At 69.1% G+C, this 15,535-nt stretch carries 10 protein-coding genes; 2 read left to right on the plus strand and 8 right to left on the minus strand.

The window, feature by feature from the left end; translation table 11 throughout:
• Window positions 1-17: 17 nt before the first annotated feature.
• Window positions 18-848 (minus strand): arylamine N-acetyltransferase family protein, encoded by an 831-nt coding sequence (locus tag DEJ48_RS09925; protein WP_150215806.1) that lies wholly within the window; start codon window positions 846-848, stop codon window positions 18-20.
• A gap of 111 nt (window positions 849-959) precedes the next feature.
• On the opposite strand from DEJ48_RS09925, the gene DEJ48_RS09930 reads away from it, so the two are divergent.
• Window positions 960-1,568 carry a TerD family protein gene (locus DEJ48_RS09930; RefSeq protein WP_411757441.1) on the plus strand — a complete coding sequence of 203 codons (609 nt, stop codon included), beginning with the start codon at window positions 960-962 and terminating at the stop codon, window positions 1,566-1,568.
• 169 nt (window positions 1,569-1,737) lie between these two features.
• Here the strand turns inward: DEJ48_RS09930 and DEJ48_RS09935 are convergent, their stop codons facing one another.
• Together DEJ48_RS09935 and nrdR are read right to left on the minus strand one after the other, a co-directional pair.
• Window positions 1,738-4,635, minus strand: coding sequence for a vitamin B12-dependent ribonucleotide reductase (locus tag DEJ48_RS09935; protein WP_150215808.1), 2,898 nt, complete (start codon window positions 4,633-4,635; stop codon window positions 1,738-1,740).
• A gap of 137 nt (window positions 4,636-4,772) precedes the next feature.
• Window positions 4,773-5,318 carry a transcriptional regulator NrdR gene (nrdR, locus tag DEJ48_RS09940; protein WP_150172995.1) on the minus strand — a complete coding sequence of 182 codons (546 nt, stop codon included), beginning with the start codon at window positions 5,316-5,318 and terminating at the stop codon, window positions 4,773-4,775.
• A gap of 495 nt (window positions 5,319-5,813) precedes the next feature.
• Here nrdR and lexA point away from each other — a divergent pair, with 495 nt between their 5' ends.
• A complete protein-coding gene (gene lexA, locus DEJ48_RS09945; RefSeq protein WP_030778599.1) occupies window positions 5,814-6,599 on the plus strand; it encodes a transcriptional repressor LexA in 786 nt (261 codons plus the stop codon).
• 151 nt (window positions 6,600-6,750) lie between these two features.
• Here the strand turns inward: lexA and DEJ48_RS09950 are convergent, their stop codons facing one another.
• The 5 genes from DEJ48_RS09950 to DEJ48_RS09970 form a co-directional block, all read right to left on the minus strand.
• Window positions 6,751-8,730 (minus strand): ATP-dependent DNA helicase, encoded by a 1,980-nt coding sequence (locus DEJ48_RS09950; RefSeq protein WP_150215809.1) that lies wholly within the window; start codon window positions 8,728-8,730, stop codon window positions 6,751-6,753.
• A 40-nt stretch (window positions 8,731-8,770) separates the two neighbouring features.
• On the minus strand, window positions 8,771-10,804 hold the full coding sequence (locus DEJ48_RS09955) for an IucA/IucC family protein (RefSeq protein ID WP_150215810.1): 2,034 nt from the start codon (window positions 10,802-10,804) through the stop codon (window positions 8,771-8,773).
• A 44-nt stretch (window positions 10,805-10,848) separates the two neighbouring features.
• Window positions 10,849-11,616 (minus strand): GNAT family N-acetyltransferase, encoded by a 768-nt coding sequence (locus DEJ48_RS09960; protein WP_190537309.1) that lies wholly within the window; start codon window positions 11,614-11,616, stop codon window positions 10,849-10,851.
• 35 nt (window positions 11,617-11,651) lie between these two features.
• The gene (locus DEJ48_RS09965) at window positions 11,652-13,703 is read right to left on the minus strand and encodes an IucA/IucC family protein (RefSeq protein WP_150215811.1); all 2,052 of its coding nucleotides are present in this window, start codon (window positions 13,701-13,703) and stop codon (window positions 11,652-11,654) included.
• 103 nt (window positions 13,704-13,806) lie between these two features.
• A complete protein-coding gene (locus DEJ48_RS09970) occupies window positions 13,807-15,381 on the minus strand; it encodes a diaminobutyrate--2-oxoglutarate transaminase family protein (protein WP_411757442.1) in 1,575 nt (524 codons plus the stop codon).
• Window positions 15,382-15,535: the final 154 nt, after the last annotated feature.

Below are 15,535 nucleotides of genomic sequence, written 5' to 3' on the forward strand. Positions count from 1 at the left end.
GCGGAGCACGGCCCGGGTCACGCTCCGGCGTAGTGCACCCGGATCAGCTCTGCCGAGTCCTCGGCATCGAGTTCAATACCGAACTCGCGGTCGAGAACGCTCATCAATTCGCCCACAGGAACGCTTCGTTCGACCGTCGTGCCGTCAGGGAGGATCTGCGTGAACAGATCGCCGACGAGCCTGCGACGCACCTCGGATCCGGCCCTCTGCAACACCGGGCGGCGAATGAACGACGACCTGGGGTGGGTCGAGGTGTAGTGGTTCATCACTACGTAGTCGACCGGGAGGCGCCGCTCCTGGGTGTACGCGTAGAGGTCGAACCAGCCCTCGCCAGGACGCCATGTCCGCAGCACCAGGACGCCTTCGTCCTCATCTTCCTGGTGGAGGCTGAAACGCCACTCCCCTTGTTCCATTTCCACACCCGCGGACAGGGGAATCGGTTCGAGCAGCCCATCTGCTCCGAACCCGGTGTCGCAGTGCCACGCCCGGCCGTCCACCTCCACCCTGAGGAGCATGTGGGTCACCGCGCGCGTGGAGCTCGCCCCGGCCCTGACGCGCGCTCCGAGCCCGGCGACATCGAAGCCGATGCGTTCCAGGGCGGCCGCGAAGAGCAGGTTCTGTTCGTAGCAGTAACCGCCCCGCCGCCGACGCAACAGCTTGTCCTGTAGAGCGGGTAGATCCAGCGGAACCGGTCGCCCGAGCATCATCTCGAGGTTCTCGAAGGGGATCGCCGCTACATGCTCCCGGTGGAGCGTGCGCAGAGTCTCCAGGTCCGGCTCCGTCTTGCCCGTGTGCCCGAGCCTCGCCAAGTAGGCATCGATGTCGAGTTCTTCCCCGTTCCATGTCATAGGTCCATGATCTCCGGGGACGCAGACCGGACCAACCAGGTTTGGGCGCGCCTCGGCTGCCCAGTCTCTGACCTGGGGCACTACGACGTTGTCCGTCGCACGTCGTAGCGTGTGCGTTACGCCACGGCGTGCACGTGGTGGAACAGGCCTGGTGCAGTCTCGGCGGCCGGGGCACAAGGAGGGGGAAGTCCAGTGAACAGTGTCCACAAGGGCATCAAGAAGGTCGAAGTCGGTCTCAAGTGGGACCCGAGCCCGGCCGGAACACCACCCAACGACCTCGACATCATCGCGGCGACGTACGCGGCCGACGCTCCGTACGGCGCTCCTGTGTACCTCGTGCACTTCGACAGCCGCTCCCCTGACGGCACGATCACCCTCAACCGCGACAGCAGGACGGGGCAGGGTTTCGGTTTCGACGAGGTCATGACGTTGGAACTGGACCGGCTCGGGCCGACGTTCACCCGGGTCGTGGTGGGCGTGGCCATACAGCAGGAGGCGGGACAGAAGGTGTTCGGCGACATCTCGAACGCCGCCTTCCGTATCCGCGAGGGCCACAACAACCTCGCGGAGAGCGACCTTTCGGACGTCGCTGGAAGCACGGCCGCGACGATCGCCCAGTTCACGCGGGACGAGGCCGGAGCGTGGTCGTTCCGCGGTCTCGTCCGGGGCTTCGACGCCGACCCGACGACGTTCGCGTCCCTGATGGGCAACGAGCACTGACCGAGTGGAACCCCGCTGGTCGGGATCGACGGCCGGGACCACCCCCCTGACGCATCCACCAACGCGGAAGAGGGTGCCGACCAATGGTCGACACCCTCTCTCAGCTGCGGCTCAGCGCTGTCCGGCGCGGGACGCTCAGCGTCCCGCGCCGGACGTCATCCGCTGGCTGTCAGCTGCAGCCGCTGGTGGAGCCGCAGCCCTCGCAGATGTAGCAGGAACCGGCGCGCTGCATCTTCGTACCGCAGGAGAAGCAGAGCGGTGCGTCGGCCTGGATGCCCAGCTGCATCTCCACGAGCTCAGCGCTGGTGTGTGCCTGCTGCGGGACCTCCTTCGCCGCCTCGGCCTCCGCCTTCGGCGTGGAGACCGCCTTCAGGGACTCGGGCTGCCGCGGGGCGGACTGGGCCAGACCCTCGACGTCCACCTCGTCCTCGGCGGGCTCGTACGACCCGGTCTCGAGGTGACGCTGACGCTCCTCGGCCGAGTGGATGCCGAGCGCGGAGCGCGTCTCGAAGGGCAGGAAGTCCAGCGCCAGGCGGCGGAAGATGTAGTCGACGATCGACTGCGCCATCCGCACGTCCGGGTCGTCCGTCATGCCGGCCGGCTCGAAGCGCATGTTCGTGAACTTGGAAACGTACGTCTCCAGGGGCACGCCGTACTGCAGACCGACGGAGACGGCGATGGAGAAGGCGTCCATCATGCCCGCGAGGGTCGAGCCCTGCTTGGACATCTTCAGGAAGACCTCGCCGAGACCGTCGTCCGGGTAGGAGTTCGCGGTCATGTAGCCCTCGGCGCCACCCACCGTGAAGGATGTGGTGATGCCGGGACGGCCCTTGGGGAGGCGCTTGCGGACCGGGCGGTACTCGACCACCTTCTCGACCGCGGCACGGATCGTGTCCTCGGTCTTCTCGGTGATCTCGGCCTTCTCCTCCTCCTTCTTCTTGGCGGAGAGGGGCTGGCCGACCTTGCAGTTGTCGCGGTAGATGGCGAGCGCCTTGACGCCCATCTTCCAGGCCTCGAAGTAGACCTCTTCGACGTCCTCGACGGTGGCAGTCTCCGGGAGGTTGACCGTCTTGGAGAGGGCGCCCGAGATCCAGGGCTGGATCGCGGCCATCATGCGGACGTGGCCCATCGCGGAGATGGAACGCTCACCCATGGCGCAGTCGAAGACTTCGTAGTGCTCGGGCTTCAGGCCCGGGGCGTCGATCACGTTGCCGTTCTCGGCGATGTGGGCGACGACCGCCTCGATCTGCTCCTCCTGGTAACCCAGGCGACGCAGGGCCTGCGGCACGGTGCCGTTGACGATCTGCATCGAGCCGCCGCCGACGAGCTTCTTGAACTTCACCAGGGCGAGGTCGGGCTCCAGGCCCGTGGTGTCGCAGGACATCGCGAGACCGATGGTGCCGGTCGGGGCGATGACCGACGCCTGGGAGTTACGGAAACCGTTCTTCTCACCGAGACGGACGACGTCCTGCCAGGCCTCCGTGGCAGCGGCCCAGATCGGCGTGTCCAGGTCGTCCATGCGGACGGCCGCGGCGTTGGCGTCGGCGTGCTGCTTCATGACGCGCTTGTGCGGCGTGGCGTTCTTGGCGTAGCCGTCGTACGGACCGACGACCGCAGCCAGCTCGGCGGAGCGCTTGTACGAGGTGCCCGTCATCAGCGACGTGATGGCACCGGCGAGGGCGCGGCCGCCGTCGGAGTCGTAGGCGTGGCCGGTCGCCATGAGCAGGGCGCCCAGGTTGGCGTAGCCGATGCCCAGCTGACGGAAGGCGCGGGTGTTCTCGCCGATCTTCTGCGTCGGGAAGTCCGCGAAGCAGATCGAGATGTCCATCGCGGTGATGACCAGCTCGACGACCTTGGAGAAGCGCTCGGCGTCGAAGGACTGGTTGCCCTTGCCGTCGTCCTTCAGGAACTTCATCAGGTTCAGCGAGGCGAGGTTGCAGGACGTGTTGTCCAGGTGCATGTACTCGCTGCAGGGGTTCGAGCCGTTGATGCGGCCGGACTCCGGGCAGGTGTGCCAGGCATTGATCGTGTCGTCGTACTGGATGCCGGGGTCGGCACACGCCCAGGCGGCCTCGGCCATCTTGCGGAAGAGCGACTTGGCGTCGACCTCCTCGATGACGTCGCCCGTCATGCGGGAGGTGAGTCCGAACTTGCCGCCCTCCTCGACCGCCTTCATGAACGTGTCGTTCACGCGGACCGAGTTGTTGGCGTTCTGGTACTGGACGGACGTGATGTCGTCGCCGCCCAGGTCCATGTCGAAGCCCGCGTCACGCAGGGCGCGGATCTTCTCCTCTTCCTTCACCTTGGTCTCGATGAAGCCCTCGATGTCGGGGTGGTCGACGTCGAGGATGACCATCTTGGCGGCGCGCCGGGTGGCACCACCGGACTTGATGGTTCCGGCGGAGGCGTCGGCACCGCGCATGAAGGAGACCGGACCCGAGGCGTTGCCTCCGGAGGACAGCAACTCCTTGGAGGAACGGATGCGGGACAGGTTCAGGCCGGCGCCGGAGCCGCCCTTGAAGATCATGCCCTCTTCCTTGTACCAGTCGAGGATCGACTCCATGGAGTCGTCGACGGCCAGGATGAAGCAGGCGGACACCTGCTGGGGCTGGGGCGTTCCGACGTTGAACCAGACCGGAGAGTTGAAGCTGAAGATCTGGTGCAGGAGGGCGTAGGCCAGCTCGTGCTCGAAGATCTCCGCGTCGGCGGGCGAGGCGAAGTAGCTGTAGTCCTCACCAGCCTTGCGGTACGTCTTCACGATGCGGTCGATCAGCTGCTTGAGGCCGGTCTCGCGCTGCGGGGTGCCGACAGCCCCGCGGAAGTACTTGCTGGTGACGATGTTGACCGCGTTCACCGACCAGAAGTCGGGGAACTCGACGCCACGCTGCTCGAAATTGACCGAGCCGTCGCGCCAATTGGTCATGACGACGTCTCGGCGCTCCCAGGCCACCTCGTCGTACGGATGCACGCCGGGGGTCGTGTGGATGCGCTCGATACGCAGACCCTTGCTGGCCTTGGAACCCTTGGCGCGGGAACCTCGTGCCGGGCCGCTCGTCGTCTCGGTCATGCCGCCTCCCTATATCAGGCTAAAACGCCCTGAAGTGCCACGTTGTTCCCATGGCACGGATGTGTGTCTGGTGTCGAGGGCACCCCGGAGGGGGCCCTCGACAGGTCTGGTTCGCCGCCGGCCCGTCGGCCAGCCGGTCAGTCGGCGGCGGTGGCGGGCACCGGGACTTCGACAGTCCCTCCAGGCCCGCAGTCGTTCACGACGCGCTCTCCGCCCGCGTCGCGCGGCTCGGCCTCGAGCCGCTGTTCCCTCAGTTCCCCGATGGCGGCCTCGAAGTCCTCGAGCGAGTCGAAGGCCCGGTACACGGACGCGAAGCGCAGGTAGGCGACAAGGTCGAGCTCCTGCAACGGGCCGAGTATGGCAAGGCCCACGTCGTGAGTGGTGAGCTCGGCGCTTCCGGTTGCCCGCACCGCTTCTTCGACCCGCTGGCCGAGCAGAGCGAGGGCGTCCTCGGTCACAGGCCGTCCCTGGCATGCCTTGCGGACGCCATTGATGACCTTGGTGCGACTGAAGGGTTCCGTCACGCCGCTGCGCTTGACCACCATCAGTGAGCACGTCTCCACGGTCGTGAAACGACGGGAGCAGTCGGGGCACTGACGGCGCCGTCGGATCGACGTGCCGTCATCAGTGGTGCGGCTGTCGACTACGCGGCTGTCGGGGTGCCTGCAGAAGGGGCAGTGCATGGAACTCCCAACCCTCCTTCACGGCACGACTCATAAGCTTCAACGGGCCCTTGGGGCCCTCGAAGCAGCCCCAAGCATAGGCGATCCCGGAGCCCCTGAAAGACCAGGGACCACAACTTCTGGGCTGCTGCCGCAATCCAACCACTAGATCTGGGGTTTGGCCGCTTTTTCGACATCGCGCGTGTCGTGCCGCATCCCGTGACCCCGGACGCACCCGACGGCCACACGCGCCGCTCTGGACGGGGGCCGGTGCCGGATTGACGGGGTGCCGGGTGGCAGTATGGGAGCCCCACCAAGGGGCTCACTGTCCCGGCGGTGAAGCGTACCGTAATGAACCGAATTGCCGTTCGGCCCGAGCGCTAGCCATACACCCAAACACATGATCACGGTAGGTAATCTCCGTTTTTTCACTCGAACGTGTGTTTGGCGCAACCTTTCGAAAGCAACTACCGTTGGCTAGCTAGGGAGAGAACATCTCGAGAGGGGCCGACCGACGTGACCACCACCGCAGACAGCGCCACCATCACTGCCCAGGACCGCTCCCAGAGCCGACTCGAGCCGGTGCATGCCATGAATGACGCAGCCACGAACCAGGAGGGGCCCAAGCCCACTCGCTCCCTGCCGGGCCGACCTCCAGGCATCCGCGCGGACAGCTCGGGGCTCACCGACAGGCAACGCCGAGTGATCGAGGTCATCAGGGACTCCGTGCAGCGGCGTGGCTACCCGCCGTCCATGCGGGAGATCGGTCAGGCGGTCGGACTTTCCAGCACGTCCTCCGTCGCCCACCAGCTGATGGCTCTGGAGCGCAAGGGCTTCCTGCGCCGCGACCCGCACCGCCCGCGTGCGTACGAGGTGCGGGGCTCCGACCAGCCCAGCAGTCAGCCCACCGACACCACCGGCAAGCCTGCCGCGTCGTACGTCCCGCTGGTGGGCCGCATCGCCGCCGGTGGGCCGATCCTCGCCGAGGAATCGGTCGAGGACGTCTTCCCCCTCCCGCGCCAGCTGGTGGGTGACGGCGAGCTCTTCGTACTGAAGGTCGTCGGTGACTCGATGATCGAGGCCGCGATCTGTGACGGCGACTGGGTCACGGTGCGCCGCCAGCCCGTCGCGGAGAACGGCGACATCGTCGCCGCCATGCTGGACGGCGAAGCCACGGTCAAGCGGTTCAAGCGCGAGGACGGCCACGTCTGGCTGCTCCCGCACAACTCCGCGTACCAGCCGATCCCGGGCGACGAGGCGACGATCCTCGGCAAGGTCGTCGCGGTGCTCCGGCGGGTGTGACTCCGCCCCAGACCGGGCCCCGGAACCAACTGCGCCGGTTCCGGGGCCCTGCTGCGTCTGCGACCGCCTGAGGTTCCTGAGGCGCAGGTTCCGCAGGGCGAAGCCGCCGGCCGAACCTCGTAGTAGAGCTCGGGCTCGATCCGGCGCGGGCCTAGGCCTCGGCCGCCTCGGCTGCCTTCGCCGCCGCGTCGATCGCCGCCAGCGAGCGTCGGGCCTGGTTGCGGTCCGTGGTGTACCAGAAGTCGGGCAGCGAGGCCCGCAGGTAGCTGCCGTAGCGGGCGGTGGCAAGGCGGGGGTCCAGGACAGCGACCACTCCACGGTCCCCGGAGGCCCGTACGAGACGGCCCGCGCCCTGGGCCATCAACAGGGCCGCGTGGGTCGCCGCGACCGCCATGAACCCATTGCCACCGGCATCGTCGACCGCCTTCTGGCGAGCGCTCATCAGCGGATCGTCGGGACGCGGGAACGGGATCTTGTCCATGATCACCAGCTGGCAGCTGGTCCCCGGCACGTCGACGCCCTGCCAGAGCGAGAGCGTCCCGAACAAGCAGGTCTTCGAGTCGGCCGCGAAGCCCTTGATCAGCTCTCCCAGCGTCTCCTCGCCCTGCAGGAGGATCGGCATGTCCAGCCGCCCCCGCAGTTCCTCCGCCGCCCCCTGAGCGGCCCGCATCGAGGAGAAGAGACCGAGCGTGCGTCCACCGGCCGCCTCGATCAGCTCGGCGAGCTCGTCCAGCATGTCGCTGCGGGTGCCCTCGCGCCCCGGCCGGGCCAGGTGTTTGGCGACGTACAGGATGCCCTGTTTCCCGTAGTCGAAGGGCGAGCCGACGTCGAGCCCCTTCCACACGGGCGCGTCGTCGGATTCGGTGCCCTCCGGGGCCAGACCGAGCGAGGCCCCCACTCCGTTGAAGTCACCGCCCAGCTTGAGCGTGGCGGAGGTGAGGACCACTGAACGATCGGCGAAGAGCTTCTCCCTGAGGAGGCCCGACACCGACATGGGGGCCACCCTCAGGGAGGCGCCGTAGCGATCATGGCGTTCGTACCAGACCACGTCGTACTCGGAGCCGTTCGTGATGCGCTCCGCCACGTCGTGGATCGACTCCACGGAGGCGAGAGCCTGCTTGCGGACCGCGTCCTCGTCCTGGACCGACTTGTCCCGGGTCGAGCCGAGCGCGCTGATCACCGTGCGCGCGGCGTCCCGCAGGGCCATCAGCGCATAGCCGAGGTCCTCGGGGATCTCCTCCAGGCGGCCGGGCAGAGCAAGCTCCATCAGCCGCTCGAAGCCCTCCGAGGCGGTCTGAAGCTGGTCCGCCGCCTTCTCGTTGACCAGCTTCGCCGCGCGGCGCACGGCACGATTGACCTGCCCCGGAGTGAGCTCCCCCGTGGCCACACCGGTGACGCGGGAGACCAGCTCGTGGGCCTCGTCCACGATCAGCACTTCGTGCTGAGGCAGGACGGGGGCACCTTCGATGGCATCGATGGCGAGCAGCGCGTGGTTCGTGACGACGACCTCGGACAGCTTGGCGCGCTCGCGGGCCGCCTCGGCGAAGCACTCCGCCCCATAGGCGCACTTCGAAGCTCCCAGGCACTCCCTGGAGGAGACGGACACCTGGGACCAGGCCCGGTCGGAGACCCCGGGGGTCAGGTCGTCGCGGTCGCCCGTCTCTGTCTCGTCCGCCCAGTCCCGCATCCGCAGGAGGTCCTGGCCCAGCTTGCTGGTGGGGGCGGCCGCCTCGAACTGGTCGAAAAGGCCCTCCTCCTCGTCCTGCGGCATGCCTTCGTGGAGGCGGTGCAGGCAGAGATAGTTCGAACGCCCCTTGAGCATCGCGAACTGCGGACGGCGGCGCAGCAGCGGATGCAGCGCGTCCACGGTGCGCGGCAGATCGCGCTCCACGAGCTGGCGCTGCAGGGCGAGAGTGGCCGTCGCGATCACCACACGCTCGCCGTGGGCGAGGGCCGGCACCAGATAGCCGAGGGATTTACCGGTGCCGGTGCCGGCCTGGACCAGCAGGTGGGAGCCGTCGTCGATCGCCTCGGCGACGGTCTCGGCCATGGACACCTGGCCAGGGCGTTCCGTACCACCGACAGCGGCGACGGCGGCGTGCAGGAGCTCGGGGAGCGAGGGCTTCGTCATAGCGCGACCACCCTACGGTGCCCCACTGACAATCCGCCGATCAAGGTTGGTGGAGGGGGTTGCCCACGGTTCCGTGCACGGCGGCGTGCGGGCGCTGGGACCGGTCGCGGTATCCGTCGAGGTGCAGGCGGTTCCGGTTCAGGCAGAGCCGCTCGATACGGGGGGTGAGCAGGTCGAACATCTCGTACCGTTCCTTCAGCTCGGGGGCGCGTGCCTGGTGCCGCAGGATCTCGGACCGCACGAAGGACCAGAAGTCGGCTTCCGGAACACCCAGTTGTTCCTCGCAGAGGGGCGCGAGATAGCGGAAGACGCCCACGAAAAGACCCGAGTGGATGAACTGGGTGAGGAAAGCGGGCGGCTCTGTGAGCAGTACGTCACGCACGTCCCCGGGCATCGCGTCGTGCTCGGGCAGCGGTACCGCGCTCACGTTGACGTCGTCCACGAAATCCTTCACGGCGAGCCGGACGGGCACGTCATTACCGTCGAAAACAACGATGGCGTTCTCCCCGTGAGGGGAGAACACCGTTCCGTAGCGGTAGAGAAAGTGCAGCAAGGGCGGCAGCAGTGCGGCGAAGAGCCGCCGCAGCCAGGCCTCGGGCGCCAACCCCGAGCGCTCCACGAGCTCGGCGACGAAGGCCCGGCCGCCGGAGTCGGTATGCGTGAGAGAGGCCAGGGTGCGGGCACGTTCACCGGGTGCAAGGTAGCGATGCAGGGGCTCTCGCCAGATGGCGCCGAGCAACTCTCTGTACTGATAGGGGACTTCAAGCAGCCCGTCGTACACGGGATGCTCGACGGCCACCGACGCCACCTCGCCGAGCAGGATGACCCCGCATTCGTCGCGCAGGAAGGGGTCGGCGTCCCGCAGCCCGTGCATCCAGGCGGTGACTGCGGGCGCGGCCACCGTGCGGCCGGTGGGCAGACCCCGCCACACGAGCGTGTTCAGGACCGACAGCGGAAGCTTCACGGTGTGCCGGTCGGGGCGGGTCGTATTGAGAAACGTACGGATGGACTGCTGAGGAAGGCGCAGGTCACCGTCACTGCAGAGCGGAACGATGGCATCCGCGGCAATGGACGGTGCGAAGAGCGGCAGCACCGTCTCGTCCCACTGCCAGGGGTGCACGGGCAGGTAGAGGTACTGCGCCGGGTCCAACCCGCGTGCGCGCAGTAAATCCGCGAAGACTGCCCGGATGTCGGCGGAGAGCTCGCGTGCGTACAGCTGCGGGGCGGTGTCCAGCCCCGCGACGCCCCGGTACACGGCGAGGTCGGTGTGGACGGCGATCCACGGCAGCGTCGTGGAGCGGCGCGCCTCGGGGGCCCAACGGTCGGTGTCGCCGGCGGAGAACCCGATCCGCCCCTTGTTCAGGACGAGCCAGGGATGGCCCGTCTGATGCCCTTCGAGTTCCGCGTAGCCGAGATCGGCGAGCTGGGCCGCGCTGAGCGCCGTGTTGTCGATCTTGGCGTCGGCGCTGAGGGTGACGGTGAGCTCGCGGATGAGATGGCCGAGTGTGGCGCCGTCCAGGCCCAGGGTCCGGCGGGCGAGTACGAGGAAGCGCAGGGGGTCGCTCAATGCGAGGGCCGGCCCGTTGCCCTCGGTGAGGGTCAGGCCGGCCGGGTCCACATACCAGCTTCCGTACGATCCGCGGCGGGCGCGGAAGGTGAGCACGGTGCCTTGTCGATCCGGGGAGTCGTCGGTCCCGTCGGAGTCGCCGGCCCGGTGCGAACCGCCGTTCCCGTGCGAGCCGGCGGTCCCGTTCCTCTCCCCCACCGCATCGGCGACCTCGTCCTGCCTCCGCGCATCGTCCGCGGCCTCGTCCTGGTCGGCCGGTTCGAGATCCTGTCCGGCCGGTTCGAGCCGAAGCCGGTAGATGCCCGCCTCCCCGTCCCCGTCCCGGTCCCCCTCAGCCGCGGGCACGGACACCGGCACGGGCCGAATGATCTCCTCGTACGCGAACTCCCCGATCATCTTGGCCAGCAGTCGGCGCCCGGCCTCTCGCCATCTGTCCTGAGTCAGTTCGGGCGGGTCGTATAGCTCGATGGAGGGCCGGGGAATCGAGCTGGCGGACGGATTCGGCACGGGGACTCCTCGGTGAGGGAACCGGATCGGGTCGAGCGTCGTTACTAAGAGTGATCAGGCCAGAGCAGGGAGCGCAGGGCCCGGTCACGGACCATGAGAGCCGCGCGTTTCTCGGGCAGATCCACCTCCGCAAAGAAGCGGAAGCCGGCGCTCAAGAAAGCGGAGACGGAGGGGGTGTTGCGCAGGTCGGGTTCAGCCACGACGCGTGCGCAGGAAGGACGGTGGTCGAGCACCAGGTCGGCCACGGCTCTGAGCAACGAAGTGCCTAGGCCACGGCCGCGGTTGGCGACGCTGCCGATGAGGAGGTGGATGCCGGTGTCGTGCGGCCGCGAGGCGTAGTGCCGGGCCAGCGGATCCAGGTCCGCTCGGTACAGCTCCCAGTAGCTCATCGGCATCCCGTCCAGCACGCCCAGGCAAGGAACGCTGCGTCCGTCCCCGTCCAGCTGCGTCCGGAGGTGGGTCTCCGTCACGGCTTCGGGTCCGGCCAGTTCCCAGAAAGCGGCCACCGCAGGGTCATTCATCCAGCGGCTGATCACTGGGAGGTCACGTTCGAGACGTACGGGTACGAGTTGGAAGACACCGGCACCGGTGGTGACAGGGCCCCAGTCGCCGACGCCGTCCAGTAGATCGTCCTGCACCCCACCGATTCGCCGCTCGCCCTCTGCCATCAGGGCGACGAGCTCATCGGGCAGCCGCAGGTCGAGGGTGTCCGCGCAGTCGGCGCCGGTAGCGGCGGATTCGATTCCGGCGTTGAGTCCGGCATCAGGTCCGGCATCGATCCCGGTGTCGGTGCTCGCATCGGTGGGAGGCACGACGTCGCTCCTGTCAGCAGAGGTGTGGCATGTCCTCAGGAATGGAGGGGGTTGGGAATGGTGACGTAGACGGACTGGGTGTCGACCGGGCCGACGAGCTCGTCGAGCCCGTGCAACCGGGTCAGCAAGTTGGCCTTGCAGCGCAGCACGGGTGAGTCGAGCAAGGTCGCGGGCAGCGAGGTACGCAGCTTGGCGGGGCCCGATGCCACATCGCCCAGGAAGCGACGGAAGGCGGCGAGCAGCAGACGTTCGTCCGCGAGCCGTTCGGCGCCGAGGGCTCCGATGAGGCCGAGGACGTTGTTGATGCCGAGGTAATAGGCGAACCGCTCGTCCGTCACCTCGTCGGATACGAACGTGTCGCTGTCCCGACCGATGCCGGGAAGTCGTCGTTCGAGTTCGGCGCGCCGAGACTCGCGGAAGTAGTAGCCCTGGTTGTCGCGGTACCGGCCGCCCACGGGCCAGCCGTCGGGGTCGAGCAGGAGGAGGGTGTTCTGCTGGTGCGCCTCCAGGGCGACACCCGCCTCGCTGTCCAACCAGAGCACGGGGCGTACGACGGTTTCCAGGTAACGCAGGAACCACTCGGTGGCAACCGCGCCTCGCGAACGCCCTGTTCGCCCGGCGAGACGGGTGACGGTTTCGCCGAGCCGGGAGTGCATCGCGTGACTGTCCTGGCAGGAGGGCAGTACCGAAGGGCGGGGTGAGACCAGTCCGGCGATGCAGGTGGCGTCGTCGCCGGGCTGGAAGGGGTTGTGCCGGATCATGACGTCGAGTCCGGGGACGGGCTCGCCGTCGGTCCCTGTGACGGCGAGCCATGCCGGGTCGCGGATGACGTCGAAGCAGGGGTGGACCGACTGCCACTGCTCTGCGAGGCCGCTGCGGAGCAGCCGGTGGACCTCGACACCGCGGTGGAGTTCCTTGCGGAGATTCTCGCGACGGGAGTTGGTGATGCGCACGCCGAGCGACAGCTTCAGCATGGCGGCGGCGCCTGGGCGGTAGAGGGTACGGACGGAGGAGGTGGGGCGCCAGGGGGTGCCGTGAGTGCCGAGGTCCTGGAGCAGGCCTGCGTCGAAGAGCGCGGCGGTCGCGGGCCGGTGCCGGAGTTCACGGATCTGCCAGGGGTGCACGGGAAGGGCGGCGCGGCCGTCTGGGAGCGGCAACTCGGCGCCGACGAGCCGGGCGGCGAGCTGGTCGGCGGGGACGGTGCGGCCGCGCTCGGTCCATGCGGAGTCGGAAGCGAGTACGGAGCGGTCGACGGCCAACCAGTGGAGTGCGAAGGCGCCGCGCAACTCCGGTGAGTAGAGGCGGGATTCGGTGTCGGACAGGCCCTCACGGCTCTTGGGGGTCGGATGCAGGGGGTGCCCGAGGAGGAGGGACTGCTCGGCGGCGAGGAAGAGGTCGGGTTCGTCGGCGGGGCGGTCGCGACGGTCGGCGAGGAAGGTGGCCGTGCGCCTAACCGAGTCGGCCACCCGGCCGACGAGGTCGGCGCCGTCGACCGGCTCGGAGGTGGTGGCCGTGGTGCCTGCTGGGGCCGCGTGAACCGTGCCGGCCGCGTTGGCTCCGCTGGCCTCGCTGACCTCGCAGTCCGCGCTGACCGGTTCAGGTTCAGGGGAGGTGGCGGTCCTGGCCGTATCGTCCGACTCGGCGTGGGTCGCGCGACGGGCCGTTTCGCGGCCGAGGAGGGCGGCGACGGTGACGGCGTCCACGGGTGGGGCGCTCTCGGGGCCGTCCTCCAGGTAAGGGAGGCTGAAGCGGTGCCAGCCGGTGGCCGACCAGTAGTGCACGGGGACGAGGAGGGCCGTTCCGCTGGCCTTGAGGGGGACCCGAAGGATGCCTTGGTCCGGAGCGGGGAGATTGTTCTCCCTGACCCAGCAGCGGAGAAGGTTCTCGACGGCCGCGGCCTGTGCGGCGATGTGCGGGTCGGGGTGTTCCAACAAGTCGGTGGATGCCCCGCGCAGGCGCTCGGCCTCCTGGCCGCCACCCTTCTGCCGGGGGACCGTACCGGACTCCGCCACCAGTGAGGTGTGCGTGCCGCACGCGCCTGGGGCGTCGGGTTGGGGGCGGCCTTCGGATGCGGGGGTGGCGTTCAAGAGGGCTTCCTTGTGAGGTTGTTCGGGTCTCCGTGTGGCGACGCGGCCCGGGGCGTGCTCGGCGGTTCCTGTCCGGCAGGAGGGCTGCCCGGGCCCGTCTTGGCTATCTGGGGTGGGCGCGCGCCGCGGTGGCCAGCGCGTCGGCGAGGCGGTCGAGGACCGCGGCCGCCTGTTCGTCGGTGAGGGTGAGGGGAGGCAGGAGTCGTACGACGCTGGAGTGGCGGCCGCCGAGCTCGACGATGAGTCCACGGCGCAGGCACTCGCGCTGCACGGCAGCGGCCAGTTCGGGCGCCGGGGGGTGAGGTTGTGCGGTGGGGGCGAGGTCGGTGAGGACGGAAGCGAGGTGCTCGTCTGCGTGTGCGGTCCCGGTGCGTACGCCTCCCGTGCGCGCCGGGCCCGTGGTTGCGGCGCCTGACGTTGTGGCCTGCGACGGGAGCGCCGTCGCCGGCTCGGTGTTCGCATTCACCAGCTCCACGCCGATCATCAGGCCCCGGCCGCGGATCTCGCCGATGCAGGGGTGATGCGCGGCCAGGGAGCGGAGCTGGGCGAGCATACGGGAGCCGAGGGTGGCGGCGCGTTCGGCGAGGCCGTTCTCGCGGACGTACGCGAGGGTCGCCGCGCCCGCCGCCATGGCGAGTTGGTTGCCGCGGAAGGTTCCCGCGTGGGCGCCGGGGGGCCAGACGTCGAGGTCGTCGCGGTAGACCACGACGGCCAGGGGCAGGCTGCCGCCGATCGCTTTGGAGAGCACCATGACGTCCGGGACGATGCCGCTGTGCTCGACGGCCCAGAAGGCGCCGGTGCGACCGACACCCGTCTGCACCTCGTCCGCGATGAGAGGGATGCCGCGGGCGGCGGTGATCTCGCGCATCCGGCGGAGCCAGGCGTCGGGTGCGGGGTAGACCCCGCCCTCTCCCTGGACGGGTTCGAGGATCATGCCGGCGGGGGCCGGTACGCCCGATTTGGTGTCGTCGAGGACGTTTTCGGTCCACCGGGCGGACAGTTCGGCGCCCTGCGCGCCGCCGAGCCCGAAGGGGCAGCGGTAGTCCTGGGGGTAGGGCAGGCGCGCGACCCGGACGGTCGATGCGCCGCCGGACGCTTCGAGCGCGCCTGCGGTCATGCCGTGGTAGGCACCGGCGAAGGCGAGCAGCCCGTCGCGGCCGGTGGCCGCGCGGACCAGTTTCAGTGCCGCCTCCACCGCGTCCGTCCCCGCGGGGCCGCAGAACTGGATCCGTGCGCGGTCCGCCAGGCCGGGCGGCAGCGTGCGGAACAGCTCCGTGGTGAACGCGTCCTTGACCGGCGTCGCGAGATCGAGGACGTGCAGCGGGGCCCCGGAGTCGAGGACCTTCCTGATCGCTTCGAGGACCACGGGGTGGTTGTGGCCGAGCGCGAGGGTTCCGGCGCCGGAGAGACAGTCCAGGTAGCGGCGGCCGTCGGCGCCCTCGATCGTCAGTCCGCGTGCCCGGACCGGGACGATCGGGAGGGCTCGCGCATAGGTGCGGGCGGCCGATTCGCGTGCCGCCTGGCGCCGCAGGATGCCCTCGTGGGCCGTGGTCTGCGCCGCGGGCCGCGCGGGCTGCGGTGTGCTCTGCGCGGGCGGCGCTGTGGACTGCGCGTGCTGCACCGCGGGCTGCGTTACGGAATTCACTGCGGACGCCGCCGCGGGCGCAGGGTCGGTCACGGCCACGACTGTTGGTCCTCCCGCTGGGGACGAATGCGGCCGTCCGGTGACGCCCAGGAGGGCGTCATGTGGGCGAACGCGCAGGCGAGTTGGGCAGGGGGATGAACGCATGCGGCGACTCCCCCGTACGTACCAACGACGAGAGGCCCGGCGG

The sequence above is a fragment of the Streptomyces venezuelae genome (genome assembly GCF_008642315.1).
GTDB lineage: Bacteria > Actinomycetota > Actinomycetes > Streptomycetales > Streptomycetaceae > Streptomyces > Streptomyces venezuelae_D.